A 25,762-nucleotide genomic window follows, 5' to 3' on the forward strand; every position below is an offset into this window, starting at 1 on the left:
CTAAGTATGCCTTTGTCAACTATGCAGACCCAGCTCTAGGCATCCAGTGGGAAAATCTAGAAGCAGCAGAAGTCTCAGAAGCAGACAAGAACCATCCATTACTCAAGGATGTCAAACCACTAAGAAAAGAAGATTTATAAGAAGATTTCTTTTCTGATTCATTAATTGATACTGAAATATATGATTTAGCTCAGCTCTAATCCGAGCGAAGCGAATTAAAGAAATGATTGCCGCTGTGGTGTAAGTCATGTAACAAATTGTTTAGTTTGTTACATGACAGGGGATTTTTGAGACATTAGGCTCAAAAATAAGCAATGAAACCGGAGGTTTGCTTGCGTCCCCACCACTTAAGGCAATTATAAAAAAGTTTAAGGAATAAAAATGACTGAATACAAAAAAATTATCGTGACAGGCGGAGCTGGTTTTATCGGTTCTAACTTTGTCCACTATGTTTACAATAACTTTCCAGATGTTCATGTGACAGTGCTGGACAAGCTGACTTACGCGGGTAATCGTGCCAATATCGAAGAAATTTTAGGCGACCGCGTTGAGTTGGTTGTTGGAGATATTGCTGATGCAGCCTTGGTAGATAAGCTTGCTTCTGAAGCGGATGCTATCGTTCACTATGCGGCAGAAAGTCACAATGACAACTCGCTCAATGACCCGAGTCCATTCATCCACACTAACTTTATCGGAACTTACACACTATTAGAAGCGGCTCGTAAGTACGATATTCGTTTCCACCATGTGTCGACTGACGAAGTCTATGGCGACCTGCCTCTGCGTGAAGATTTGCCAGGTCATGGAGAAGGTCCAGGTGAGAAATTTACAGCTGAAACTAAGTACAATCCAAGTTCGCCTTACTCCTCAACCAAGGCAGCTTCAGACTTGATCGTCAAAGCTTGGGTGCGCTCTTTTGGTGTCAAAGCGACTATTTCGAACTGTTCAAACAACTATGGTCCTTACCAGCACATCGAGAAGTTCATTCCACGCCAAATCACCAATATCTTGAGCGGCATCAAGCCAAAACTTTACGGTGAAGGTAAAAACGTTCGTGACTGGATTCATACTAATGACCATTCATCAGGCGTTTGGACAATTCTGACCAAGGGCCAAATCGGTGAAACTTACTTGATTGGTGCTGATGGTGAGAAGAACAACAAGGAAGTGCTGGAGCTGATTCTCAAGGAAATGGGGCAACCTGCTGACGCTTATGACCATGTGACGGATCGTGCCGGCCACGATCTTCGCTATGCCATTGATGCCAGCAAGCTCCGCGATGAGCTTGGATGGAAGCCAGAATTCACCAACTTTGAAGCGGGTCTCAAAGAGACCATCAAGTGGTATACAGACAACCAAGACTGGTGGAAATCTGAAAAAGAAGCAGTCGAAGCTAACTATGCTAAGACGCAACAAGTGATTAAGTAAGAATAGACTATCTATGTTAAGTCTTTTTATACAGGCAATATACGACTAAGAGGCTGGGATTATTTATCCCAGCCTTTTCTCACAGGATTGTTAGCCTTTTAATCTGTTTGTTACAGAAAATGATGTAAAAATAGTGTAAAATGAGATAAATCCTTTTTGTGTTTTCAGCTAAGGATATTTCTCAAAGTAAAGGAAGACAGATATGAAATTGATCAAAAGATTGGTAGGAATTGTTTTGGTGCTGTTGCTCGCAGCAGTGCTATTTCTGGTTCCTTCTTCTATCAATCCGAATGAACAACTAAAAAATGTTCAAGCTAATACTTCGTGGGAAAATATGATTGAGCCGGCTTTGAACAATGCTAATGTGACGGCTCAGGGAGTCAGCACAGAGGTCTCTCTCAATAGCGTACAGCTCAATCAGGTGCTTAAGTCTTCGCTGACCGATAGCGAGAATCAGGAACTGCTGAATGGAGCTTACAGTATTGAAGGCAATAAGCTGCGCATCCAGTATCCGGTTAAACTAATTTTTATTGATAGTAAGCTGGATTTAGAGGTGGATGTGACGGTGAAGGGGAGTGCCTTATACATCACAATCGATAATGCCAAGCTAGGCATCCTTCCTATCCCTAAATCTTGGGTAACAGGCATGCTGAAGCAGCAACTGCAGGCCCCTAATTCCTCCATCACGACGGAGGGAGATAGTTTCCTTCTATCTCTGCCGCAGAGTCCGTTCAGCATTGACAAAATCAGCCTGCAGAATGGAGTTGCTAAAATCCAGATCAGTATGGCTTATGGAATTCAATGATTTTGAAATCTAATTCATAACAAATTTCTAGATTGAAGAAAAGATCTATTTTAGATGACGTTCTTCAATCTTTTTATATTTAAGAAAATTGATCAGGTAGAGCATGATGAAAATACCATATTATGTAACTTTGTAGGTATCAATCAGGAATATTAAAAAATTCTGACAATTATTCGGAATTATGCTAAAATGAAGAAAAGGAGGTAAAACGATGAAATTTTACTCAATAGATCCAAATGTTGATGTGGTTGAAACTCCAGTCGAAGAGCAAGGACGTCTCATTCGCCATTTGCACCTTGCTAAAGGGAAACAAATCCCTGAACATAGCGCAGATGCTCTTGTTACAGTTGTCTGTCTAGAAGGGAAGGTGAATTTTACTGCCTTAGGAGAAACTGTACAATTAGTACCGGGAAGTTTTCTGACTATGGAGCCGAATGAACTTCATAGTTTATATGGTATAGAAGAGAGCCATGTTTTAGTGATTCAGCAGTTGCTTTATCCCTGATCTGCTCGAACAGATGCTCTTTCAACATTAACTCAAGGAATTTTTCTATTTCTTGAGTTTTTTTATTCTATTTTCCAAGGGGGCTTTGTCGCTAATTTTATGCTATAATAAATACTATGCAAACTAAACCGACTTCTGCCTATGTGCATATCCCTTTTTGTACTCAGATTTGTTATTACTGCGATTTTTCAAAGGTCTTTATCAAAAATCAGCCGGTAGATAGTTATCTGGAGCATTTGATTGAGGAGTATGATTCTTACGACATCAAAAAGCTCCGTACCCTCTATATCGGTGGTGGGACTCCGACGGCTCTATCGGCGCCTCAGTTGGCTTTTTTGCTGGAAAAGCTGACGGACAAGCTGGACTTGTCTTATCTTGAGGAGCTGACCATCGAAGCCAATCCTGGGGACTTGGATCAGGAAAAGATTGCTGTACTCAAAGATTCGCCTGTCAATCGGGTTTCTCTGGGCGTGCAAACCTTTAATGATCGCATGCTCAAGCAAATTGGGCGCAGTCATTTGGAAAAGGACATCTACGAGAATATTGCCAATCTCAAAAAAGCAGGTTTTGATAATATCTCGATTGACCTGATTTATGCCCTTCCCAAGCAGACTATGGAGGATGTGAAAACCAATGTAGCCAAGGCCATTGCTCTGGACATTCCCCACATGAGTTTGTACAGTTTGATTTTAGAAAATCATACAGTCTTCATGAATCGGATGAGGAGAGGAAAGTTGCCTCTACCCAAAGAAGACTTGGAAGCGGAGATGTTTGAATACATTATAGCTGAGTTGGAAAAGGCAGGCTTTGAGCATTACGAGATTTCTAACTTTTCCAAGCCAGGCTTTGAGAGCCGTCACAACCTCATGTACTGGGACAATGCGGAGTATTATGGTATCGGTGCGGGAGCGTCTGGCTATGTCGATGGCGTCCGCTATAAAAACCACGGGCCCATTCGTCATTATCTGCAAGCAGTAGAAGCGGGTAATAGCCGTGTGCAGGAAGAAGTACTGACGCTGAAAGAAAAGATGGAAGAAGAGATGTTTCTAGGACTACGCAAGAAATCGGGCGTTTCAAGAAAACGCTTCGAGGAAAAATTTGGTGTATTCTTTGAAGATCAATACGGAGCTGTTGTGTCTGAACTGACTGAGCAAGGCTTGCTAGTTCCGGACAGAGATATCGTGCGCATGACCAAGCAAGGCCTCTTTTTGGGCGATACGGTTGCTGAGAAATTTATATTGGAGTAAATTATGGGCTTAACTTATCAAATGAAAATGAAAATTCCTTTTGATATGGCTGATATGAATGGTCATATCAAGCTACCGGATGTTATCCTGCTGTCCTTGCAGGTGTCGGGCATGCAGTCGATTGAGCTGGGTGTCAGCGACAAGGATATGTTAGAGCAGTATAATCTGGTCTGGATCATCACGGACTATGATATTGATGTGGTTCGTCTGCCGCGATTTGCGGAGGAAATCACTATTGAGACAGAGGCCTTGACCTACAATCGCCTCTTTTGTTACCGTCGCTTCACGATTTTTGATGAGGCGGGTGAAGCCATTATACAGATGATGGCAACCTTTGTCCTTATGGATCGAGATAGCCGTAAGGTTCATGGGGTGGAGCCTGAGATTGTGGCTCCTTATCAGTCTGATTTTTCTAAGAAATTACTGCGTGGTCCTAAGTATCCAAACTTGGAAAATCCTATCATCAAGGACTACCATGTGCGTTTTTACGACTTGGATATGAATGGTCATGTCAACAATAGTAAGTATCTGGACTGGATTTTTGAGGTCATGGGCGCAGACTTCCTTACCCAGCATATTCCTCAGAAAATCAACCTGAAGTATGTCAAAGAAGTCCGACCGGGCGGGATGATTGCCTCTAGCTATGAACTAGACGGTCTGCAGAGCACTCACCAGATTTCCAGTGACGGTGATGTCAATGCACAAGCTATCATCACTTGGCAAGAGATTGAAAAAGATTAGAAAGTAATGTATGACTTATAAAGGATATTTGATTGATTTAGACGGGACGATTTATAAGGGCAAGAGTCGGATTCCGGCAGGAGAGGCCTTTGTGCATGAGCTGCAGAAGCGCAAGATTCCCTATCTTTTCGTGACCAATAACACTACGCGCACGCCAGAAGCTGTTCAGACTATGTTGGCTGAAAATTTCAACATTGAGACACCGCTTGAGACTATTTACACAGCGACTTTAGCGACTATTGACTATATGCAGGAGAAAAATCTGGGCAAAAAAGTCTATGTTATCGGTGATGTTGGGCTTAAACAGGCCATTGAAGAAGCTGGATATATAGAAGATACAGAAAACCCTGACTATGTAGTAGTAGGTCTGGACTGGGAAGTGGACTATGAGAAGCTGACCCTAGCGACTCTGGCTATTCAAAAGGGTGCCCACTTTATCGGAACCAATCCTGATCTCAATATTCCGACGGAGCGAGGTCTACAGCCAGGAGCGGGAGCTATCAATGCCCTCTTAGAAGCAGCTACTCGGGTTGAGCCGACCTTTATCGGCAAGCCAAATGCCATCATTATGGAAAAAGCCATTGAGCATCTGGGATTGGCGCGTGAGGATGTGGTTATGGTGGGCGATAACTACCTGACAGATATTCGAGCGGGAATCGACAATGGCATTCCGACCCTCTTGGTTACGACAGGCTTTACCCTGCCAGAAGAGGTGCCAAATCTGCCGATCCAACCAACGCATGTTCTATCTAGCCTAGCGGAGTGGGACTTTGATGCATGATAAGTTAAGATTTTCAGCCAGTGTCCTATGCTTGCTGGCGACAGCCATTTTGTTGACCATTTATCTGGCTTGGCTGTTTTACCCGCTGGAGATTTCTTATTTCGCTTTGCCTGATAAGGTTCATCTCAAAGCAGAGACTATCCAGTATAATTTCAACATTTTGATGAATTACCTGACCAATCCTTTTAGTCAGAAGCTGGCAATGCCGGATTTTCGCTCGTCAGCAGCTGGGCTGTATCATTTTCAGGCGGTCAAGTATCTCTTCCACTTGGCGCAGGTTGTCTTTGTACTAACCTTGCCGGCTTTTATTTTCTTTATCCAAAAAGTGGTCAAAAAAGGATTTTTAGCTCTTTATCAAAGAAATTTGCTTATCTTGAGCCTATTGCCCTTCATAATGATTTGCCTGGCTGGCTTGATTGGTTTTAATAGCTTTTTTACGCTCTTTCACCAAGTGCTTTTTGTGGGAGATAATACATGGCTATTTGATCCAGCCAAGGATCCAGTCATCTGGATTTTGCCAGAAGAATTTTTCATGCACGCCTTTATTCTTTTTGCTCTTCTTTACGAGGGAATCTTTTTAAGTTTGTATTTTTTCAGTAGAAAGACTCGTAGTCAATAATAACAAAGGAGAATTTATGAATACGTTACCTGAGCCTTTAAATCCCAAGAAAGATCTGGGGAGATTTTCAGCAAGCTGCTTCACTTATTCTATCGTGATGCTAGTGGTTGTAATACTCTATACTGTCTTTTCCTATTTCTTTGTTCTTTTTCAGCAGGGCTTTGATATAGGTAAGACTGAGGAATTTGTGAAAAGTTTTATGGATAAAGATGGCGGTTCCTACATTATCGCTTCTTGTGTGGGAGTGCTTATTTTCACGATTTTCAGGGGCAAGCAGCTTTTCACGCGAGATTTGCGCAAGAAAAGTAAGAAAATGACTCCTAAGGTCTTCTTCTTCATGATTTGCTTCTTGTTTTTCTCTCAGCTGTTTAGTACTGTGACAAGTCAAATCATGAATGCTATTTTGTCTCTCTTTGGTTTGGATCTTTCTGAGATTTTATCACAGGATTTTAGCTCTCATTCAATCACCATGTTTATCTATACAACGATCATGGCACCGATTACGGAGGAGATTATTTTTCGAGGAGCAGGCTTGCGAGCTTTGGAAAAGCACGGAAAAGTCTTTGCCATTGTCATGACGGCTCTTCTTTTCGGACTATTTCATGAAAATCTCTATCAGCTTTATTTTGCTGCTATGATTGGTCTGGGATTTGGTTACATCGCTTTTGAATATTCCATTTTCTGGGTGATCTTCTTCCATATTTTCAATAATTTGGTCATCGCAGAGGGGCTTGATTTCCTGACCAACTATATCCCAGAAAGTATCGTGAATCTCATAAATTATGGATTGATGACTGTAGGAACAACGGTAGTATTGATTGTACTCATCCTAAATAGGTCGAAAATTAAAGCTTATATTGCTGAAAATAGATCTCAGCCAGGAACATATAGGCAAGCTCTTAAATCGGTTTGGTTTTGGGTATTTTCAATCTTATGTGTGCTTGCTGCCTTTTTACCGATCCTTCTTGTCTATATCACTACAAGATAATAAAGGAATAAAAAGAAGTCTAACAGACTTCTTTTTTTCTATATTCAAACAAATGATTTATTTTGATAGAAAATGATAGAAAGTGCTTGACTTTGGAATTTAATCTTGTATAATAGAACTGTAATCGATTGCAGAGGAGGTATTCTATGCTGAAGTCGAAAAGAAAGCAGCTGATTCTCGAGAAAGTTATGAAAGATAAATTTGTTTCTTTAGAGTATCTAGTAAAAGCTTTAGACACTTCAGAATCAACTGTTAGAAGAGATTTAGATGAGCTTGAAAGTGAGCGGAAGTTGAGGCGTGTACATGGTGGTGCAGAGAGTCTTCACTTCTTGCAGGAGGAAGAAAGCAATCAAGAAAAATCTATCAAAAACATTCAAGAAAAAACTAGGATTGCTCAAAAAGCAGCCAGCTTGATTCAAGAATACGATGTCATTTTTATTGATGCAGGGACAACCAATGAACTCTTAGTCAATGAATTGCACGATCCGAGCGTGACGGTGGTAACCAACTCTATCCATCATGCGACTAAGCTGGTGGAGCGTAATATTCCCACTGTAATCATTGGTGGAGTGGTAAAACGCTCGACAGATGCTAGTATTGGTGGTGTAGCCCTAAATCAAATCGGACAGCTGAATTTTGACAAGGCTTTTATCGGAATGAATGGAATCGACGATGGATTTTTCACGACTCCGGACATGGAAGAAGGAGCGGTGAAACGCGCTATTCTCGAAAATGCCAAGAGAACTTATGTTTTGGCTGATGCTTCAAAGTTAGGCAATACATCTTTTGCAAAAGTGGCACCAGTATCGTGGGCAAGGCTCATTACAAACCAAACTGAATCTGAAGTGATTCAAAAGATTAAAGAAAAAACGGAGGTCATAGAAGCATGATTTATACAGTCACACTCAATCCATCCATTGACTATATCGTTCGCTTGGACCAAGTTCAAGTCGGTAGTGTCAATCGTATGGACAGTGATGATAAGTTTGCTGGTGGAAAAGGAATCAATGTCAGTCGTGTTTTGAAACGCTTGGGTATTCCAAATACGGCGACTGGATTTATCGGAGGCTTTACTGGTAAATTTATCACAGATACATTGGCAGAGGAAGAAATCGAGACACGCTTTGTCCAAGTGGCAGAAGATACGCGTATCAATGTCAAGATTAAAGCAGACCAAGAAACAGAAATCAATGGAACGGGTCCAAATGTCGAACCAGCTCAGCTAGAAGAATTAAAAGCAATTTTATCTAGTTTGACAGCAGAAGATACGGTTGTATTTGCTGGTTCAAGTGCTAAGAACTTGGGAAATGTCATCTACAAGGAGCTGATTGCCTTGACGCGCCAGACTGGTGCGCAAGTGGTTTGTGACTTTGAAGGACAAACCTTGATTGATAGTTTAGACTACCAGCCACTTTTGGTTAAACCAAACAATCACGAACTTGGAGCTATCTTTGGAGTAAAACTGGAAAGTTTAGATGAAATCGAGAAATATGCTCGAGAATTGCTGACTAAAGGTGCCCAAAACGTTATCATCTCTATGGCTGGGGATGGTGCACTCCTTGTCACATCTGAGGGAGCTTACTTCGCAAAACCTATCAAGGGAACAGTGAAAAATTCAGTTGGGGCTGGCGACTCTATGGTCGCTGGATTCACAGGTGAATTTGTCAAATCAAAAGACGCAGTAGAAGCCTTCAAATGGGGAGTGGCTTGCGGAACGGCAACTACCTTCTCGGATGACTTGGCAACTGCGGAATTTATTAAAGAAACATATGAAAAAGTTGAGGTAGAAAAACGATGAAAATTCAAGACCTATTGAGAAAAGATGTCATGTTGCTGGATTTGCAGGCAACTGAAAAAACAGCTGTCATCGAAGAGATGATTAAAAGCCTGGTCGATCACGGTTATGTGACAGATTTTGAAACATTTAAAGAAGGCATCTTAGCGCGTGAAGCCTTGACTTCAACTGGTTTGGGTGAGGGGATTGCTATGCCCCATAGCAAAAACTCTGCTGTCAAAGAAGCAACCGTTCTCTTTGCCAAGTCAAATAAGGGTGTTGACTATGAAAGTTTGGATGGTCAACCAACAGATCTCTTCTTCATGATTGCAGCTCCAGAAGGTGCTAACGACACCCACTTGGCTGCCTTGGCAGAATTGTCTCAATACTTGATGAAAGACGGTTTTGCTGACAAATTACGCAAAGTATCTTCACCAGACGAAGTTATCGCTCTTTTTGACCAAGCGTCTGAAAAGGCAGCTGAACCAGCAACTGTTGCTCCTGCAACTTAGGGAGGAGACTTCCTCGTAGCTGTTACAGCTTGTACGACAGGCATCGCCCACACTTATATGGCTCAAGAAGCTCTTCAAAAAGTGGCTGCTGAAATGGGTGTCGGCATCAAGGTTGAAACTAACGGTGCCAGCGGTGTTGGCAACAAACTGACAGCAGAAGACATCAAAAAAGCTAAAGCAGTTATCATCGCAGCAGACAAGGCTGTTGAAATGGATCGTTTTGATGGCAAACCTTTAATCAGCCGCCCAGTTGCAGACGGTATCCGCAAGACAGAAGAACTCATCAATTTAGCTCTTTCTGGCAATGCCGAAGTCTACAAGGCTGCTAATGGTGGCGCTGCAGTAGCTAGCAGCAATGAAAAACTTAGCTTGGGCGGAGCTTTTTACAAGCACTTGATGAGCGGTGTCTCTCAAATGTTGCCATTCGTCATTGGCGGTGGGATTATGATTGCCATTGCCTTCTTGCTGGATCAGATCTTAGGCGTGCCAAAGGATCAGCTTTCTAATCTGGGAAGCTATCATGAAATTGCAGCTCAATTTAAGGCAATTGGTGGTGCAGCCTTTGGCTTCATGTTGCCAGTATTGGCTGGTTATATCGCTTACTCAATCGCTGAAAAGCCAGGTTTGGTTTCAGGTTTCGTAGCCGGTGCAATTGCGAGCAGCGGTGCATCATTTGGTGGTGTTGCCTATGCTGCAGGTGGTGAGAAGACACTCTCTCTAGCTGGTGTATCATCTGGTTTCCTTGGAGCTCTGGTCGGTGGATTCTTAGCTGGTGGCGTGATTTTAGTCCTTCGCAAATTACTTGCAGGTCTGCCTCGCTCACTTGAAGGTATTCGTTCCATCTTGCTCTTGCCACTTCTTGGTGTTCTTGTGACTGGATTCCTTATGCTGGCAGTCAATATCCCTATGTCAGCAATCAATACAGCCCTCAACGATTTCTTGGCAAGTCTGAGCGGAAGCTCTGCTGTCCTTCTCGGTCTCTTGGTCGGTGGTATGATGGCAGTCGATATGGGTGGACCAGTGAACAAAGCAGCTTATGTATTTGGTACAAGTACACTGGCAAGCACTGTTTCAACTGGTGGTTCTCCAGTCATGGCAGCGGTTATGGCAGCCGGAATGGTTCCACCGCTTGCAGTATTTGTTGCAACTCTACTTTTCAAAGATAAATTTACTACTGAAGAACGTGATTCTGGTTTGACAAATATCGTTATGGGACTATCTTTCATCACAGAAGGTGCGATTCCTTTTGGAGCTGCTGACCCAGCCCGTGCTATTCCAAGCTTTATCGTCGGTTCAGCTCTCACCGGTGCACTTGTCGGTCTATCTGGCATCAAACTTATGGCTCCTCATGGAGGAATCTTTGTAATCGGTTTGACTAACAACCCAATCCTTTACTTGGTATATGTATTGATTGGTGCAGTTGTCAGCGGTATTCTCTTCGGATATTTGCGTAAACCACTTGAAAAATAAAACCTACGCGAAAGAATCTTGATGGTTTGTCAAGGTTCTTTTTCGTCTTCTAGAATCTTGATAGGCAGAGGTCTCATTATTAGGCGAAATAAAAGGAAATGAAATCTTGATAAAAACTTTACTTACAGAAATAAAATAAGAAGCGTTCTTTGGATTAATATCTATACCATGTTTTGAAAATAATTTCAAGAATTGAATTTGTTACCAAAGAGAATCTAGAATCTGATTTTAGTAAATATAGCAAGTTGTTCCGAACATTAGATCATATTTGACAAATCCCCTTGATATTGATATAATATAATCAAAATTTATTAAAGGAGAATACTTATGAAAAATAAGAAGCGTTCTTTATTTTGGAAATGCAAATCTGTTTTACTTTCAGTTGCCCTAGCATCTGTTTTTACAGCAGTCACACAAGCTGATGCTGATGAGGTAAATAAGCCAAGTCAAGCTGCTAATGAGCTAGCTCAAGTAAGCTCAAATGAACTTGCTGCTAAAACAACTCAGGCTAATCAACAACTTTCTGAGACAGCCAAAGAGATTCAAGAAAAGGTTAGTACTCCAGTAGTGCCAATTGATAAGGCTAAACCTGGTGATGTAGTGAAAGTATCTACTACTTCTACTGATGTCAAAGTGGATACGAAAGAAAATGAAGCTGGTACAGAAGCTGTTGCTAAAGCAGAGGCTTCTGTGAGTGTTGAGACAACTAGTGTAGCTGCTAAAGGAACTGCTGTTGGAGAAAAAGCGCCAGTTGCTACATCAAAGACAGTTACCGATCATGTTGATACGGATGAGTATGTAGCTGATGTTACTCAGACCATCAAGAAGACAACATTTGAAAAAGTGATGAAAGAAGCAGATGTGACAATTACGAAGCAATCGTCTGGTTCTGCTGATATCGTTTTTACTATTGACAAGTCAGGTTCAATGGGTTCATCTATTCAGAATGTTATGCAAAATATTGAGGCTTTTGTCCGTGATTTGGCTAGTAAAAAGGTTGATGCTCGTCTTGGCTTAATCGCGTATGAGTCTGCTAAGAATGTTCAATATTTCGATTTTAATGGGTCTAAATTCACTAAGAATGTAGAAGAGTATATTAAGGCACTTAGATCTATTCAAACAGGCGGTGGAACAGAAGAGCCTACAGCGCCTCTTCATCATATTGCAACTTCAAAAGATTACGATTGGTCTACAGCTTCTAATAATCGTCGTTTTGCTTTCTTGATTACTGATGAAAGTATTGATTTCAGTACTCCAGGCATTCCAACAGTAGAAGAAACTCTGAAAGCTCTTAAAGCGGCTGATATTTCCCTATCGGTTGTGGGTGTAACATACGAAGAAACGACTTTTAAACCTCTAGTTGAAGGAACAAAAGGTCTTTACCTTGATATCCGTCAAGAATTTTCTAGTCTTTTAAATCGTGATTTTACAAATCATGTTGTTAAGACTGTCCAAGAAGGACGTGTTTACCGCATTGTGACAGAGAAATATGACTTCTTGGCAGAAGCACATGTCGTACTTAAGCAAAAAGCTCCAGCTCCTACAGTAGCGAAACCTATTGGAAGTACGAAGCCAGTTTATCATACTACATCAATTTCTAATAAGGTGGCTGAATTACCAAAAACTGGGGAGCAAGTTTCTTCAGGTTTGGCTGTAGTTGGAGTAGCATTAGTTGCAGTAGCTTCAGGATTGACTATTGGTGCTAAGAAAAAAGACTAATAGAGTCATGGATAAAGTAAGTTTTACTTGCTTTTCGAAAGTGATATAAGTCATGTGAGAAAAAGTCTTGGTTTTGTACAATACAGAACTAAGGCTTTTTGGTTCTTTGTTAACTTGTATCTGGGTGATGTTAGTTAACATTGATTTCTTTATTGATCAATACATAGGAAAGGATGGGCGATAAAAACGTTTATTCCTTAGTTTTTGACTATCTTGTTGGATGAGTTTCCAGCATCGTTTTATTGTCTTGTAATCGCGAGATTTTTGATCAAATTGTTTCATGATTTGGATGTGAAGGCAGTCCATAGTCTGATTTAGGTGTTGTACATGTGAAAGCGATCGAGGACAATTTAAGCAGAAAGAAAGAGATCCTTAGCTATGTTGTAGTATATCCACGGCAATAACTATAAGTCCGTTTCGAACCAGTCTGGAATAGCGCCGAAAGCAATTACAAGTAGTTACTTGAGCACATCCATCTAAGGTAGTTATAATCTTTCTTGAATTGAAATCTTGCGCAATAAAACTTATTTAAAAATGCTAAATTAAAGATTTGCTTACACTTGTGCAATGTTAGGAGAAGTTTTTTATCTATTTGTTGGGTAGGCTCCTTTTTTACATAGAAACTTTCCTTAAATTATGTTATAATGGACTATCGTATATTTTTAGGAGAATAGTAATGGAATTACAACGTGAACAAGAATTTGTCAGCCAGTATCATTTTGATGCACGCAATTTTGAATGGGAAAAAGAAAATGGTACACCGGAAACAAAAGTTGATGTGAATTTTCAGCTGATTGAAAGAAATGAAGAAAAGAATTCAACATCCATGATCGTGATTTTGACTTTCATGATTGTGTTTGATCGTTTTGTGATTAGTGGCACGATTACGCAGACAAATCATATTCAAGGACGTTTGGTAGAGGAACCTAGTGAGTTTGAGCATGAAGAAGTGGAAGAATTGGCGCGTCCTTGCTTGACCATGCTCAATCGTTTGACCTATGAAGTGACTGAGATTGCGCTAGATTTACCAGGTATTAATTTGGAGTTCTAATGATGAAATTAGCGGTTATAACGGATTCGTCCGCTTTTTTAACGAATGGCCTTCGTGGAAATGACCATCTTTTTGTGCTCGATATTCCAGTAGTGATTGCTGGAGAGACTTATGTGGAAGGAAAAAATCTGACGGCCAGTGAGTTTTATGAGAAAATGGCTGCTGCAGATGATTTACCAAAGACAAGTCAGCCTAGTGTGGCAGAGTTGGAGGAGACCTTGACGCGTCTTGCCAGCGAGGATTACACGCATGTGCTGGGGCTCTTTTTATCCAGTGGGATCTCAGGATTTTATCAAAATATCCAGTATCTCAAGGACGAGTTTCCTGATTTGAAAATCGCATTTCCTGATTCAAAAATCACCAGTGCTCCGCTGGGGCTCATGGTCGAAAATGCTTTGACTTGGGCTGCGGAAGGGCAGAATTTTGAAGAGGTTTTGCTCAAGATTCAACGACAAATCGATGGAACCAGTGCCTTTATCATGGTTGACGATCTCAATCATCTGGTTAAGGGCGGTCGCTTGTCCAATGGCGCAGCTATTTTGGGAAATCTCCTAAGTATCAAGCCGATCCTGTATTTTAACGATGCAGGTGTCATCGAAGTCTTTGAAAAGATTCGGACAGAAAAGAAAGCGATTAAGAGATTGATTGAAGTAGTGGAGGAAAAAACTGCCTCTGCTGCTTATCAGGTCATGGTGATTCATGGGAATGCTGAAGAGAAGGCGGAAAGCTTACGCCAGCAGCTGATAGAGGCTGGCATAGCGGACGATATTTCTCTTGCTACTTTTGGTAGTGTGATTGGAACTCACTTGGGCGAGGGTAGTGTCGCTTTAGCCTACATTCCGCTGGTCTAGAGTTTTGCAGAGCGGTTAGTCAAGAATAGAGAGAGGTTCTAGATGAGTATAAAAGTCATTATTGCTGGTTTCAAGGGAAAGATGGGACAAGCAGCCTATAAGATGGTAACAGAAGATCCTGAGTTGGCATTGGCCGGTCTGTTAGATCCTTTTACAGATGAAAAGGAAGTAGCGGGAGTTCCAGTTTTCAATACTAAAGAAGAACTTACTGGTCTTCAGGCGGATGTCTGGATTGACTTTACGACTCCCAAAGTGGCTTATGAAAATACTCGCTTTGCTCTTGAAAATGGATTTGCTCCGGTGGTCGGAACGACTGGTTTTACGCCTGAGCAGATTGAAGAATTGACCCAACTATCTCGTCAAAAGAGTCTGGGCGGTTTGATTGCGCCGAATTTTGCTCTGGGAGCGGTTTTGCTTATGCAGTTTGCAGCCCAAGCAGCCAAGTATTTCCCAGATGTGGAAATTATTGAGCTGCATCATGACAACAAGAAGGATGCACCGAGTGGCACGGCTATCAAAACAGCTGAATTAATCAGTCAAGTTCGGACGAGTAAGCAGCAGGGAGCAGCTGATGAGGAAGAATCTTTGTCTGGTGCCCGTGGAGCTGCCTTTGACGGCATGCGGATTCACTCAGTGCGTTTGCCGGGCTTGGTGGCCCATCAGGAAGTTATCTTTGGTAGCCAAGGAGAAGGGCTGACTTTGCGGCATGACTCCTATGACCGAGTTTCCTTTATGACTGGGGTAAATCTGGGTATCAAAGAGGTAGTCAAGCGCTCTGAATTGGTCTATGGATTGGAACATTTACTATGAGATTAGAGAAGATGCCTTCTGAGTTTCAGGAGGCTTTGCCAGTATTAGAGAAGATTAAAGAGGCTGGTTTTGAGGCTTATTTTGTCGGTGGTTCTGTACGAGACGCTCTGTTGAATCGGCCAATTCACGATGTGGATATTGCTAGTTCGGCCTATCCTGAGGAAATCAAAACAATCTTTCCTCGGACTGTTGATGTCGGTATTGAACATGGAACGGTTCTGGTCTTGGAAGGCCAGGGAGAATACGAAATAACGACCTTTCGGACTGAGGATGTCTATGTGGACTACCGCAGGCCTAGTCAGGTCTCTTTTGTGCGCTCTTTGGAAGAAGACTTGAAGCGCAGGGATTTTACAATTAATGCTCTTGCTTTAAACCAAGAGGGCGAGATTGTAGACCTTTTTGATGGTTTGGCAGATATGAAAAATCGTACTCTGCGGGCAGTTGGAGTGGCTGCAGAGCGGTTCAATGAAGATGCTCTCCGCATCATGCGGGGCTTCCGTTTTCAGGCTGGTTTAGACTTTGATTTGGAAGACTTGACTTTTCAGGCTATGGCAGATTGCGCGCCGCTTTTGGAGAAAATATCGGTAGAGCGGATTTTTATCGAGTTTGACAAGCTCCTAATGGCACCTTTCTGGCGAAAAGGTCTGGAGAGCCTGATCAAAGCTGCTGCCTACGACTTTCTTCCTGATATGAAACATTCAGCAGAAGCTTTGCAGGAATTATTAGACCATCTAGCAGGAGATTTTCAATTTTCTAGTTCCGAGCAGGCTTGGGCTGCCCTTTTACTGACTTTGAAAGTGAAAGATGTTCGTAAGTTCTTGAAGCATTGGAAAACGTCCAATGACTTTCAAAAGCGAGTGAATCAGCTGGTAGCTGTTTATGAGATTCGGCAGGAACGGAGTCTTTCTAAGCGTGATTGCTATCAGTATGATTTGGATTTGATTCTGCAAGCAGAAAGTTTGAGACAGGCAGCAGGCTTGCCAGTTGAATTTGAGGTTATTGAAGCGAAACATGCTGCTCTGACCATTCATGACAAACATGAGATTGTGGTGACGGGTAGCCATTTGATTCGAGATTACGGCTTTAAACCCGGACCAGAATTGGGACAAATCCTGACTAAAATTGAATGGGCCATTGTCGACGGAGAATTGGAAAATAGCAAGGAAGAGATTATGAACTTTATTAAGGAGCAAGTTGGATGAGTGACTTTATCGTTGAAAATCTGACCAAGTCTGTCGGGGATAAGACAGTCTTTCAAGAGATTTCTTTTATCATTCATGACTTGGATCGGATTGGACTGATTGGAGTCAATGGGACAGGAAAAACCACTCTTTTGGATGTCTTGTCTGGCAAATCAGGCTTTGATGGTGATGTATATCCTTTTTCAGCAAAATCTGACTATAAAATCTCCTATTTGACTCAGGAACCAGATTTCGATGAAGAGAAGACGGTCTTGGATACTGTTTTGTCCAGTGATTTGCGAGAAATGCAGCTCATTCGGGAATACGAACTGCTCATGGCAGCTTATGATGAAGCCAAGCAGGCTCGTTTAGACAAGGTCATGGCAGAAATGGATTCGCTGCATGCTTGGGAAATTGAAAGTCAGGTAAAAACCGTTCTATCCAAGCTCGGTATCACAGATTTGGCAGCAAAAATCAGCCAGCTTTCTGGTGGTTTACGTCGGAGGGTTCAGTTGGCGCAGGTTTTACTTTCCGAAGCGGACTTGCTGCTGCTGGACGAGCCGACCAACCATCTGGATATTGATACGATTGAGTGGCTGACAAATTTCCTGAAAAATTCAAAGAAGACAGTCCTCTTTATTACTCATGACCGCTATTTTTTGGATAATATTTCCACGCGGATTTTTGAATTGGACGGCGGGAGCTTGATTGAGTATCAGGGCAACTATCAGGATTATGTCCGACTCAAGGCTGAGCAGGATGAGCGCGATGCTGCCCTGCTACACAAGAAACAGCAGCTTTACAAGCAGGAGTTATCTTGGATGCGCCGTCAGCCTCAGGCGCGGGCGACCAAGCAGCAAGCACGTATCAATCGTTTCCATGACCTCAAAAGTGATTTGGCTGGTCAGACCAATCAGATGGACTTAGAGATGAACTTTGAAACCAGCCGTATTGGGAAGAAGGTCATCGAGTTTCAGGATGTGGATTTTGCATACGGAGAAAAGCAGATTTTGTCGCATTTCAATCTCTTGCTGCAAAACAAAGATCGACTGGGCATTGTCGGAGATAATGGAGTAGGCAAGTCTACTTTGCTCAATCTCATTGCTGGTCAGTTGCAGCCTCAGTCTGGTCAGGTCATAATCGGCGAGACAGTTCGAGTGGCTTATTTCTCTCAACAGATTGAAGGCTTGGATGAGTCCAAGCGCGTCATTAATTACTTGCAGGAAGTGGCGGAAGAAGTTAAGACAGGGAGCGGCACAACATCTATTGCTGAGCTCTTGGAGCAGTTTCTCTTTCCTCGCTCAAGTCACGGAACCTTGATTGAGAAGTTGTCTGGCGGTGAAAAGAAGCGGCTCTACCTGCTCAAGCTTTTACTTGAGAAGCCCAATGTCCTGCTTCTGGACGAGCCGACCAATGATTTGGATATCGCAACCTTGACAGTTCTAGAAAATTTCTTGCAGGGCTTTGCAGGGCCAGTGATCACAGTTAGCCACGATCGCTATTTCCTCGATAAAGTAGCCAGCAAGATTTTAGCTTTTGAAGATGGACAGGTCAGAGAGTTCTTTGGCAACTACACGGACTATCTGGATGAGAAGGCTTTTAGACAATCCAGCACAGCTATTTCCCAAAAGAAAGAAAAGGAAAAGCCAGTCAAGGCGCGGGAGCAGAAGAAGCGGATGAGCTACTTTGAAAAGCAAGAGTGGGAGACCATCGAGGCGGATATCGAGGAGCTGGAGGCACGTATCGCCGCCATTGAGATGGAAATGGAACAGAACGGTTCGGACTTTACCAAGCTATCGGAACTTCAGAAGGAGCTGGATGACAAGAACGAGCAGCTTCTTGAAAAGTATGAGCGCTATGAGTATTTGAGTGAGTTGGAGTAACACAGTTACAAACTACATGTGTTGTTTATAGATATTTGTGAGGGAGAATGATGGAAATACAGATTTATAGCCAGCCTAGTCAGGAAATCAAGGATCAGCTCTTTGAGCTGGTTCAAAGCTGCCAGGCCACAGATGGGACTTATCGTCTTCCTTATTTGGATAACGCCTATAATTTTGATGGGGATATGCCAGCTTTTTTCTGGCCAATCTAGATCATCAAACGGTCGGTTTTTTATCGGTTTATGCGGATGAGCCAGGTCAAGCAGAGGTATCTGTCTATGTATTGCCCGACTATCGCAGACAAGGCATAGCGAGCACTCTTTTGCAGGAATTTTCCAAAGTTGCAGAGAAATACGATTTATCCCAAATCGAATATATCAGTGAAGCTAAGTTTTTAGCAGACCATCCGACCTTTGCTGAGAAGTTTGACTATGATTTGAATGAAACGGAAATCTGGCTGGAGCAGGCGGCGGGGACTTTCCCTGAAGAAGAAAAAGAAGGCGTGGAAGTTTTACTGGGGAGAACGGAAATGGTTGCGGAGATTGCAGCGTTTCAATCGCAGATTTTTGAGATGCCGATGGAGACTGCGCTTCACTATGCCAGTCAAGCGCTGGAGAGCCCAGATAGTCTGCTCTATGTCCTGAAAAAAGATGGTCAAATCGTGGCGTCCTGCTCGGTGGATACAAGTTTTGGTAGCAATTATCTGTTTGCCTTAGCTGTAGATCAGACCTTTCAAGGACAGGGCTTAGGGAGTCACCTAGTCAGGTCTATCCTGAATGACCTTGCTAGCCGAAATGGACAAGTCTGCCAAATTGTAGTAGAAGCTCAAAATACAGCTGCCCTGAGGCTGTATGAAAAATTGGGCTTTAAACGAAAATCGGAAGCAGTTTATTTAAAGAGAAAATAGAAGAATTATCTTTCGAAGAAAAGAGCTTTTAAGGTTAGGAGATCTGTTGATGATAAAGAGAAAAGAGCCATACTTGGTTCAGGCGGGCTTGGTGCTAGGCCTACTAGCCTTGGGAAATTTAGTCGGTGATGTCAGTCAGTTCTTGCGCTATCTTTTAGCAAGTCTGGCATTCTTGTTCTTCCTCCATCTAGTGATGGGAATGCTGACGCATACCAAGCAAGTCAAAAAGCAACTAGGTCAAGCGCTAGTGGCCTCGGTCTTCCCGACTTTTTTCATGCAGGGAATGGTGGCTTCGACCTATCTAGCGAGCTGGACTTTTTTGGGAAATTTTGCCCGAATTAGTACGCAAGTGCTGTGGTGGCTAAGCTTTAGCGGGCTAGTTTTCTTGATGGTCTATTATATCCTGACCTTTGTCTTCCCTTTTAAGTGGGAAAATGTCTTTCCCGCTTGGACGGTCTTATTTGTCGGGATCGGTGTCGCTCCTCTGACAATTGTAATTCCTCAGCAGGTGGCTTTGGGGCAGCTGGTCTTTTGGTACGGCCTTTTAGCGACCATCTTGGTCTTGCCAATCGTCCTTTATAAGACCTATAAAATTGGCTTAGCAGAGAATGTTCGCCCAAATACGACAACGATTTGTGCGCCTATTTCCTTGATGACAGCGGCTTATGTAGCTACTTTTCCTCAGCCAAATCCTGTCTTGTTGAGCTTGCTCTTGATTTCAGGTCAATGCCTTTATGCCTTTATTCTGTGGCAACTGCCTCGTTTGATCAATCGTCCTTTTTCAGCAGGATTTTCGGCCTTTACCTTCCCTTTGGTTATTTCGGCTGTGGCCTTGAAGCAGTCTTTAACTATATTAAATTTCGGTCTAGCAGGGCAAATTCTGCTTGTTTTTGAGGTCTTAATAGCCTTGCTCGTCGTTCTTTATGTCACCTTCTTATATACAAAGGACATTTTAGAAAAATGATGCAGATTTCAGAGATGTATTTCCAAGAGGAAAGTCGCTGCCTGCCTTTAAGGAAAGCAGAGTTTATGATATAATTAGGAGTATTTGTAAAAGGAAAAAGATATGAATATTCAACAATTGCGTTATGTAGTGGCTATTGCCAACAGCGGAACCTTCCGCGAAGCAGCAGAAAAGATGTATGTCAGCCAGCCTAGTCTATCTATCGCGGTGCGAGATTTGGAAAAGGAGCTGGGATTTAAAGTTTTTCGTCGAACTAGTAGTGGAACCTTCTTGACCAGACGGGGTATGGAATTTTACGAGAGAGCTCAAGAATTGGTCAAAGGATTTGATGTCTTTCAAAATCAATATGCCAATCCTGAAGAGGAAAAGGATGAATTTTCCATTGCCAGCCAGCACTATGACTTTTTGCCGCCGTTGATTACGGAGTTTTCTCAAAAGTATCCAGAATATAAGAATTTCCGGATTTTTGAATCAACGACCGTGCAGATATTGGATGAAGTGGCTCAAGGCCACAGCGAGATTGGGATTATTTATCTCAATAATCAGAATAGCAAGGGCATTATGCAGCGGGTGGAGAAGCTCGGCTTGGAGGTCATTGAGCTAATTCCTTTCCAGACCCACATTTATTTGCGGGAAGACCATCCTCTGACTCAAAAGGAGGAACTGGTCATGGAAGATTTGGCCACTTTACCGACTGTTCGCTTCACACAGGAAAAGGATGAGTACCTCTATTATTCAGAGAATTTTGTCGATACCAGTGCCAGCTCCCAGATTTTTAATGTGACGGATCGAGCTACGCTGAATGGGATTTTGGAGCGGACGGATGCTTATGCGACTGGATCTGGCTTTTTGGATAGCAACAGTGTAAATGGAATCACTGTCATCAAACTACGAGACAATTTGGATAATCGTATGGTTTATGTCAAGCGGGAAGATGTGGACTTGAGTCAGGTCGGCGAAGCTTTTGTAGCTGTTATGAAAGAATATTTTGCACAGAAAAGAGAAGTATGAAACGTAAAATTGCGATTCCTTTTTTAGTTTTTCTTTTGATTGCTCTTGATCAGGCAGTCAAGTATTATATTGTTTCCAATTTTTCTTTGGGGCAGGTCAGGAAGTTTATTCCTAAGATTGTCAGTTTGACTTACTTGAGAAATACTGGTGCCGCCTTTTCTATCTTGGAAAATCAGCAGTGGTTTTTCGCCTTGATTACCTGTACCGTGATTGGAGTTGCTGTTTGGTATTTGATTAAAAATATCCAAGCTTCCAAGTGGATTCTGACGGGACTAATTCTAATTATTGCTGGTGGATTGGGCAATTTCATTGACCGGATCCAGCAAGGATTTGTAGTGGATATGTTCCAGCTAGATTTTGTCAATTTTGCTATTTTTAACGTAGCGGATATGTACCTGACTGTTGGAGTAGCGATTTTATTACTGGTAATCTTGAAGGAAGAAACAAATGGAATTGAAAATTGATGCAACAGCCGCAGGCCTGCGTTTGGACAAGGCAGTGGCGGACTTGACAGAGCTATCCCGAGGTTTAGCTAATGAGCAGATAAAAAATGGCCAGATTTTGGTTAATGGAGAGGCAAAAAAAGCCAAGTATGCCGTCAAAGAGGGTGATGTCATTTCCTATGAAGTACCTGAGCCAGAGGTGGTTGAGTATGTGGCAGAGGATCTTCCGCTAGAAATTGTTTATCAGGATGAAGATGTGGCCGTCGTCAACAAGCCACAAGGCATGGTGGTTCACCCGTCAGCTGGGCATACCAGAGGTACTCTGGTCAATGCTCTCATGTACCACATCAAAGACCTTTCTGGCATCAATGGTGTGCTGCGCCCGGGGATTGTCCATCGGATTGATAAGGATACTTCTGGTCTATTGATGATTGCCAAGAATGACCAAGCTCATCTGGCACTTGCAGATGAGCTCAAGGATAAGAAATCCTTGCGTAAATACTGGGCGATTGTCCATGGAAATCTCCCTAATGACCGAGGAGTGATTGAGGCGCCGATTGGCCGTAGTGAAAAAGACCGCAAGAAGCAGGCGGTTACAGCCAAGGGAAAACCCGCTCTGACACGTTTCCAAGTCTTGGAACGTTTTGGGGACTATACCTTGGTTGAGTTGCAGCTGGAGACGGGGCGGACGCATCAAATCCGTGTCCACATGGCTTATATCGGTCATCCAGTCGCTGGAGATGAGGTCTATGGGCCACGTAAGACCCTGAAAGGGCACGGTCAATTTTTGCATGCGCGAACACTGGGCTTCACCCATCCTCGGACTGGTGAAGTGCTGGAATTTACAGCTGAAGCGCCAGCTATTTTCCTAGAAACTCTTGAAAAACTCAGAAAAGTCCATGACTAATCGTCTCCGTATTTATGAGACTCTAGATAAATGGAAAATTAAGTCGACTGTCTTGGTTACAGTCGTTTTTATTTTCGAAAAATCATGATATAATAAATAGAATACCCTAAAAGGAAGAGAAAAATGAATTTAGAAGATTTGAAAAAACGTCAGGAGAAGATCCGCAATTTCTCCATCATTGCCCATATTGACCACGGGAAATCAACCTTGGCCGACCGGATTTTGGAGGCGACAGAGACGGTTTCCAGCCGGGAAATGCAGGCCCAACTCTTGGACAGCATGGACTTGGAGCGGGAGCGCGGTATCACCATTAAGCTTAATGCCATCGAGCTCAATTATACTGCCAAGGACGGGGAGACCTATATCTTCCACTTGATCGACACGCCGGGACACGTTGACTTTACCTATGAAGTGTCACGGTCATTGGCAGCCTGTGAAGGCGCCATTCTGGTCGTGGATGCTGCTCAGGGGATTGAGGCTCAGACCTTGGCCAATGTCTATCTAGCACTGGATAATGACTTGGAAATCCTGCCTGTTATCAATAAGATTGACCTGCCTGCTGCGGATCCAGAGCGGGTGCGGACAGAGATTGAAGACGTGATTGGACTGGATGCTAGCGAAGCCGTATTGGCTTCTGCCAAGGCTGGCATCGGAATTGAAGATATTTTAGAGCAGATTGTGGAAAAAGTTCCAGCTCCGACTGGAAATGTTGAAGCACCACTCAAAGCCTTGATTTTTGACTCAGTCTACGATGCCTATCGTGGGGTAATCCTGCAAGTGCGGGTGATGGACGGTGTGGTCAAGCCGGGAGATACCATTCAGCTCATGAGCAATGGCAAGAACTTTGACGTAACTGAGGTCGGTATCTTTACACCGAAAGCTATTGGACGTGATTTCCTAGCGACAGGGGATGTTGGCTATATCGCAGCTTCTATCAAAACGGTGCAGGATACTCGGGTCGGAGACACAGTGACCTTGGCGAACAATCCAGCATCTGAGCCCCTACACGGTTACAAGCAGATGAATCCTATGGTTTTCGCTGGTCTCTATCCGATTGAGTCCAATAAATACAATGACCTACGCGAAGCCCTCGAAAAGCTCCAGCTAAACGATGCCAGTCTGCAATTTGAACCAGAAACGTCGCAAGCACTAGGATTTGGTTTCCGTTGTGGCTTCTTGGGCTTGCTGCATATGGATGTCATTCAGGAGCGCTTGGAGCGGGAATTCAATATTGACTTGATTATGACGGCTCCGTCTGTTATCTATAAGGTTAATCTGACAGATGGTGAAGCTATTGATGTCTCTAATCCGAGTGAGTTTCCGGATCCGACCAAGATTGATTCCATTGAAGAGCCTTATGTCAAGGCGCAGATTATGGTGCCGCAGGAATTTGTCGGAGCGGTGATGGAGTTAGCTCAGCGAAAGCGCGGTGACTTTGTGACCATGGACTATATCGATGATAATCGGGTCAATGTCATCTATCAAATCCCACTTGCTGAAATCGTCTTTGACTTCTTTGACAAGCTCAAGTCCTCTACTCGTGGCTATGCTAGCTTTGACTATGAAATTTCTGAGTACCGCTCATCCAAACTGGTTAAGATGGATATTCTCCTCAATGGCGACAAGGTCGATGCTCTCAGCTTTATCGTTCACAAGGAATTTGCCTATGAGCGTGGTAAGCTGATTGTGGACAAGCTCAAGAAAATCATTCCTCGTCAGCAATTTGAAGTACCCATTCAGGCAGCCATCGGACACAAGATTGTGGCTCGGACTGACATCAAGGCTCTTCGTAAAAACGTACTTGCCAAGTGTTATGGTGGTGACGTTTCTCGGAAGCGGAAACTCCTTGAAAAACAAAAAGCCGGTAAGAAACGGATGAAAGCTATCGGATCCGTCGAAGTCCCACAAGAAGCCTTCCTCAGTGTCCTGAGTATGGATGATGAATAATCTCTTTAATTTCTAATTAACATGTTCCAAAAAGGAGGAAAATTATGAAGCGATCGTACTTACTTAGTGCAGTCCTTGTGTTGACTTCACTTACTCTTATGTCTTGTGCAAAATCTCAACAAAAAGATCAACAAACAAGCTCATCGACCAGTTCAAGTGTTCAAGTCAAAAAGGAGAGTTCAGACTCTTCTTCTAAAAAAAGCAAGAACAAAACCAATCAAGAAACAAAACGTGTTGGTTCTCCAGAGTTTGGCTATATCGATATTCCTAGTAATTGGGTTAAATTTGTCGATGTAGATGTTGAGGGACTTATCCAATATACCGACGGTTCTGCTTATAATATTGTTACCATGAATGCTGTTTCTAAGGCAGAAGCTGAAGTAGCAGATGGTGAGACTTTCAATGCAGAAACAATTGCTCAACATGTAGCCTATAATTGGAGCCAAAAAGATAATATTGAGAAGATGTGGGGCTCTAAAAGTACTGTCTCAGGAAGAGAAGCCTTTCAAATAAACATCATTCTGAAATCGGGACAACTTGCTAATACATTAGTTTTCCAAAAAGATGACAAAGTCTATATACTTTCCATTGAAGGTGATAAAAAAACTATCAATGACTTCTTGGAAAACATGAAAGATACATGGAGTCTCGACGAAAAAAGTTCAAATGCTAAGATTTAAAAGACTCAGAAAAATGAGATTGACTGAGGGTTGTCTCATTTTTTTGATGTGTTGATGATAAACACCAAAGAAAAAATATTTAGAAAGTAAAATATGACTCAAGAAATTGATCTTGAAAAATACCACCAACTAGCCCTGCAAAAGCAGAAAGAGCACCGAAAATTTTTAGCCAATCTCAAGAAAAAGCCACCAAAAAACCTCGATAAGATTGCCCAGCAGATCCATGATGAGGTCTTTGAGGAGATTGACTGTACAGCCTGCGCCAATTGTTGTAAAACTCTGGGGCCAGACTTTAAGGAAGCCGACATTGTCCGCATTGCTAAGTATTTCAAGATGAAGCTGCCGGCTTTTGAAGAGGAGTTTCTTCAGGTGGACGAAGACGGTGACAAGGTCTTCAAGGCCATACCTTGTCCTTTTTTAGGTGGAGACAATCTCTGCTCGATCTACGATGTTCGTCCCAAGGCCTGCCGCGAGTTTCCTCATACAGACCGCAAGAAGATTCATCAGATTAATCATCTGACAATCAAAAATACCCTGA

23 protein-coding genes and 4 pseudogenes are annotated in these 25,762 nt (G+C 42.7%); 26 read left to right on the plus strand and 1 reads right to left on the minus strand.

Going from position 1 to position 25,762, the window contains the following annotated elements; all coding sequences use genetic code 11:
* The 13 genes and pseudogenes from Q0191_RS09660 to Q0191_RS09720 form a co-directional block, all read left to right on the plus strand.
* Nucleotides 1-140: pseudogene (locus Q0191_RS09660) on the plus strand (dTDP-4-dehydrorhamnose 3,5-epimerase family protein); the annotation flags it as partial.
* A 241-nt stretch (nucleotides 141-381) separates the two neighbouring features.
* Nucleotides 382-1,428 (plus strand): dTDP-glucose 4,6-dehydratase, encoded by a 1,047-nt coding sequence (rfbB, locus tag Q0191_RS09665; protein WP_061909284.1) that lies wholly within the window; start codon nucleotides 382-384, stop codon nucleotides 1,426-1,428.
* A gap of 202 nt (nucleotides 1,429-1,630) precedes the next feature.
* Nucleotides 1,631-2,233, plus strand: a complete 603-nt coding sequence (locus tag Q0191_RS09670) for a hypothetical protein (RefSeq protein ID WP_297666022.1) — start codon at nucleotides 1,631-1,633, stop codon at nucleotides 2,231-2,233.
* A gap of 211 nt (nucleotides 2,234-2,444) precedes the next feature.
* Nucleotides 2,445-2,738 carry a cupin domain-containing protein gene (locus Q0191_RS09675; protein ID WP_297666024.1) on the plus strand — a complete coding sequence of 98 codons (294 nt, stop codon included), beginning with the start codon at nucleotides 2,445-2,447 and terminating at the stop codon, nucleotides 2,736-2,738.
* Between the two features lie 116 nt (nucleotides 2,739-2,854).
* The gene (gene hemW, locus Q0191_RS09680) at nucleotides 2,855-3,985 is read left to right on the plus strand and encodes a radical SAM family heme chaperone HemW (protein ID WP_297666026.1); all 1,131 of its coding nucleotides are present in this window, start codon (nucleotides 2,855-2,857) and stop codon (nucleotides 3,983-3,985) included.
* 3 nt (nucleotides 3,986-3,988) lie between these two features.
* Nucleotides 3,989-4,726: an acyl-[acyl-carrier-protein] thioesterase gene (locus tag Q0191_RS09685; RefSeq protein WP_297666028.1), complete on the plus strand. Its 738-nt coding sequence runs from the start codon at nucleotides 3,989-3,991 to the stop codon at nucleotides 4,724-4,726.
* Nucleotides 4,727-4,736: 10 nt separating this feature from the next.
* Nucleotides 4,737-5,507: a TIGR01457 family HAD-type hydrolase gene (locus Q0191_RS09690; protein ID WP_297666030.1), complete on the plus strand. Its 771-nt coding sequence runs from the start codon at nucleotides 4,737-4,739 to the stop codon at nucleotides 5,505-5,507.
* Nucleotides 5,500-6,126, plus strand: coding sequence for a TIGR01906 family membrane protein (locus Q0191_RS09695; RefSeq protein WP_297666032.1), 627 nt, complete (start codon nucleotides 5,500-5,502; stop codon nucleotides 6,124-6,126). Before Q0191_RS09690 ends, Q0191_RS09695 begins: the two co-directional genes overlap by 8 nt.
* Nucleotides 6,127-6,142: 16 nt before the next feature.
* A complete protein-coding gene (locus tag Q0191_RS09700) occupies nucleotides 6,143-7,114 on the plus strand; it encodes a CPBP family intramembrane glutamic endopeptidase (RefSeq protein ID WP_297666033.1) in 972 nt (323 codons plus the stop codon).
* A 146-nt stretch (nucleotides 7,115-7,260) separates the two neighbouring features.
* Nucleotides 7,261-8,004 carry a DeoR/GlpR family DNA-binding transcription regulator gene (locus Q0191_RS09705; protein ID WP_367170470.1) on the plus strand — a complete coding sequence of 248 codons (744 nt, stop codon included), beginning with the start codon at nucleotides 7,261-7,263 and terminating at the stop codon, nucleotides 8,002-8,004.
* Entirely contained in the window at nucleotides 8,001-8,912 is a 912-nt protein-coding gene (pfkB, locus tag Q0191_RS09710) for a 1-phosphofructokinase (RefSeq protein ID WP_148886434.1), read from the plus strand. The genes Q0191_RS09705 and pfkB overlap by 4 nt, the downstream gene beginning before the upstream one ends.
* Nucleotides 8,909-10,870, plus strand: a pseudogene (locus tag Q0191_RS09715) (fructose-specific PTS transporter subunit EIIC). Before pfkB ends, Q0191_RS09715 begins: the two are co-directional and overlap by 4 nt.
* Nucleotides 10,871-11,197: 327 nt before the next feature.
* On the plus strand, nucleotides 11,198-12,589 hold the full coding sequence (locus tag Q0191_RS09720) for a vWA domain-containing protein (protein WP_297666039.1): 1,392 nt from the start codon (nucleotides 11,198-11,200) through the stop codon (nucleotides 12,587-12,589).
* Between the two features lie 159 nt (nucleotides 12,590-12,748).
* Here the strand turns inward: Q0191_RS09720 and Q0191_RS09725 are convergent.
* Nucleotides 12,749-13,117 (minus strand): annotated as a pseudogene (locus Q0191_RS09725) (transposase); the annotation flags it as partial.
* 148 nt (nucleotides 13,118-13,265) lie between these two features.
* On the opposite strand from Q0191_RS09725, the gene Q0191_RS09730 reads away from it, so the two are divergent.
* From Q0191_RS09730 to Q0191_RS09790, 13 genes and pseudogenes are all read left to right on the plus strand, one after another.
* Nucleotides 13,266-13,640, plus strand: coding sequence for a DUF1149 family protein (locus Q0191_RS09730; protein WP_015605101.1), 375 nt, complete (start codon nucleotides 13,266-13,268; stop codon nucleotides 13,638-13,640).
* 2 nt (nucleotides 13,641-13,642) lie between these two features.
* Entirely contained in the window at nucleotides 13,643-14,491 is an 849-nt protein-coding gene (locus Q0191_RS09735; RefSeq protein WP_297666062.1) for a DegV family protein, read from the plus strand.
* 42 nt (nucleotides 14,492-14,533) lie between these two features.
* Entirely contained in the window at nucleotides 14,534-15,301 is a 768-nt protein-coding gene (gene dapB, locus Q0191_RS09740; protein ID WP_297666041.1) for a 4-hydroxy-tetrahydrodipicolinate reductase, read from the plus strand.
* Nucleotides 15,298-16,503: a CCA tRNA nucleotidyltransferase gene (locus Q0191_RS09745; protein WP_297666043.1), complete on the plus strand. Its 1,206-nt coding sequence runs from the start codon at nucleotides 15,298-15,300 to the stop codon at nucleotides 16,501-16,503. The genes dapB and Q0191_RS09745 overlap by 4 nt, the downstream gene beginning before the upstream one ends.
* Nucleotides 16,500-18,365 (plus strand): ABC-F family ATP-binding cassette domain-containing protein, encoded by a 1,866-nt coding sequence (locus Q0191_RS09750; protein WP_297666045.1) that lies wholly within the window; start codon nucleotides 16,500-16,502, stop codon nucleotides 18,363-18,365. The genes Q0191_RS09745 and Q0191_RS09750 overlap by 4 nt, the downstream gene beginning before the upstream one ends.
* 50 nt (nucleotides 18,366-18,415) lie before the next feature.
* Nucleotides 18,416-19,272 (plus strand): annotated as a pseudogene (locus Q0191_RS09755) (GNAT family N-acetyltransferase).
* Nucleotides 19,273-19,321: 49 nt separating this feature from the next.
* Complete coding sequence (locus tag Q0191_RS09760; RefSeq protein WP_297666046.1) at nucleotides 19,322-20,236, plus strand: TDT family transporter; 915 nt, start codon at nucleotides 19,322-19,324, stop codon at nucleotides 20,234-20,236.
* Nucleotides 20,237-20,338: 102 nt separating this feature from the next.
* Nucleotides 20,339-21,247: a LysR family transcriptional regulator gene (locus tag Q0191_RS09765; RefSeq protein ID WP_297666048.1), complete on the plus strand. Its 909-nt coding sequence runs from the start codon at nucleotides 20,339-20,341 to the stop codon at nucleotides 21,245-21,247.
* On the plus strand, nucleotides 21,244-21,711 hold the full coding sequence (lspA, locus tag Q0191_RS09770) for a signal peptidase II (RefSeq protein ID WP_297666050.1): 468 nt from the start codon (nucleotides 21,244-21,246) through the stop codon (nucleotides 21,709-21,711). The genes Q0191_RS09765 and lspA overlap by 4 nt, the downstream gene beginning before the upstream one ends.
* The gene (locus Q0191_RS09775; protein WP_297666052.1) at nucleotides 21,695-22,597 is read left to right on the plus strand and encodes an RluA family pseudouridine synthase; all 903 of its coding nucleotides are present in this window, start codon (nucleotides 21,695-21,697) and stop codon (nucleotides 22,595-22,597) included. Before lspA ends, Q0191_RS09775 begins: the two co-directional genes overlap by 17 nt.
* A 123-nt stretch (nucleotides 22,598-22,720) precedes the next feature.
* Entirely contained in the window at nucleotides 22,721-24,544 is a 1,824-nt protein-coding gene (lepA, locus tag Q0191_RS09780) for a translation elongation factor 4 (RefSeq protein WP_297666054.1), read from the plus strand.
* Between the two features lie 44 nt (nucleotides 24,545-24,588).
* Nucleotides 24,589-25,224, plus strand: coding sequence for a hypothetical protein (locus tag Q0191_RS09785; RefSeq protein WP_297666056.1), 636 nt, complete (start codon nucleotides 24,589-24,591; stop codon nucleotides 25,222-25,224).
* A gap of 93 nt (nucleotides 25,225-25,317) precedes the next feature.
* Nucleotides 25,318-25,762: YkgJ family cysteine cluster protein (locus tag Q0191_RS09790; RefSeq protein ID WP_297666058.1), on the plus strand; the 445-nt coding region annotated here is incomplete at its 3' end.

This window comes from uncultured Streptococcus sp. (assembly GCF_938036805.1).
Taxonomy (GTDB): domain Bacteria; phylum Bacillota; class Bacilli; order Lactobacillales; family Streptococcaceae; genus Streptococcus.

What these genes read in the sequence shown, in the direction of transcription:
- rfbB (WP_061909284.1), top strand. Translation starts at nt 382, where the DNA reads ATGACTGAATACAAAAAAATTATCGTGACAGGCGGAGCTGGTTTTATC.
- Q0191_RS09670 (WP_297666022.1), top strand. Translation starts at nt 1,631, where the DNA reads ATGAAATTGATCAAAAGATTGGTAGGAATTGTTTTGGTGCTGTTGCTC.
- Q0191_RS09675 (WP_297666024.1), top strand. Translation starts at nt 2,445, where the DNA reads ATGAAATTTTACTCAATAGATCCAAATGTTGATGTGGTTGAAACTCCA.
- hemW (WP_297666026.1), top strand. Translation starts at nt 2,855, where the DNA reads ATGCAAACTAAACCGACTTCTGCCTATGTGCATATCCCTTTTTGTACT.
- Q0191_RS09685 (WP_297666028.1), top strand. Translation starts at nt 3,989, where the DNA reads ATGGGCTTAACTTATCAAATGAAAATGAAAATTCCTTTTGATATGGCT.
- Q0191_RS09690 (WP_297666030.1), top strand. Translation starts at nt 4,737, where the DNA reads ATGACTTATAAAGGATATTTGATTGATTTAGACGGGACGATTTATAAG.
- Q0191_RS09695 (WP_297666032.1), top strand. Translation starts at nt 5,500, where the DNA reads ATGCATGATAAGTTAAGATTTTCAGCCAGTGTCCTATGCTTGCTGGCG.
- Q0191_RS09700 (WP_297666033.1), top strand. Translation starts at nt 6,143, where the DNA reads ATGAATACGTTACCTGAGCCTTTAAATCCCAAGAAAGATCTGGGGAGA.
- Q0191_RS09705 (WP_367170470.1), top strand. Translation starts at nt 7,261, where the DNA reads ATGCTGAAGTCGAAAAGAAAGCAGCTGATTCTCGAGAAAGTTATGAAA.
- pfkB (WP_148886434.1), top strand. Translation starts at nt 8,001, where the DNA reads ATGATTTATACAGTCACACTCAATCCATCCATTGACTATATCGTTCGC.
- Q0191_RS09720 (WP_297666039.1), top strand. Translation starts at nt 11,198, where the DNA reads ATGAAAAATAAGAAGCGTTCTTTATTTTGGAAATGCAAATCTGTTTTA.
- Q0191_RS09730 (WP_015605101.1), top strand. Translation starts at nt 13,266, where the DNA reads ATGGAATTACAACGTGAACAAGAATTTGTCAGCCAGTATCATTTTGAT.
- Q0191_RS09735 (WP_297666062.1), top strand. Translation starts at nt 13,643, where the DNA reads ATGAAATTAGCGGTTATAACGGATTCGTCCGCTTTTTTAACGAATGGC.
- dapB (WP_297666041.1), top strand. Translation starts at nt 14,534, where the DNA reads ATGAGTATAAAAGTCATTATTGCTGGTTTCAAGGGAAAGATGGGACAA.
- Q0191_RS09745 (WP_297666043.1), top strand. Translation starts at nt 15,298, where the DNA reads ATGAGATTAGAGAAGATGCCTTCTGAGTTTCAGGAGGCTTTGCCAGTA.
- Q0191_RS09750 (WP_297666045.1), top strand. Translation starts at nt 16,500, where the DNA reads ATGAGTGACTTTATCGTTGAAAATCTGACCAAGTCTGTCGGGGATAAG.
- Q0191_RS09760 (WP_297666046.1), top strand. Translation starts at nt 19,322, where the DNA reads ATGATAAAGAGAAAAGAGCCATACTTGGTTCAGGCGGGCTTGGTGCTA.
- Q0191_RS09765 (WP_297666048.1), top strand. Translation starts at nt 20,339, where the DNA reads ATGAATATTCAACAATTGCGTTATGTAGTGGCTATTGCCAACAGCGGA.
- lspA (WP_297666050.1), top strand. Translation starts at nt 21,244, where the DNA reads ATGAAACGTAAAATTGCGATTCCTTTTTTAGTTTTTCTTTTGATTGCT.
- Q0191_RS09775 (WP_297666052.1), top strand. Translation starts at nt 21,695, where the DNA reads ATGGAATTGAAAATTGATGCAACAGCCGCAGGCCTGCGTTTGGACAAG.
- lepA (WP_297666054.1), top strand. Translation starts at nt 22,721, where the DNA reads ATGAATTTAGAAGATTTGAAAAAACGTCAGGAGAAGATCCGCAATTTC.
- Q0191_RS09785 (WP_297666056.1), top strand. Translation starts at nt 24,589, where the DNA reads ATGAAGCGATCGTACTTACTTAGTGCAGTCCTTGTGTTGACTTCACTT.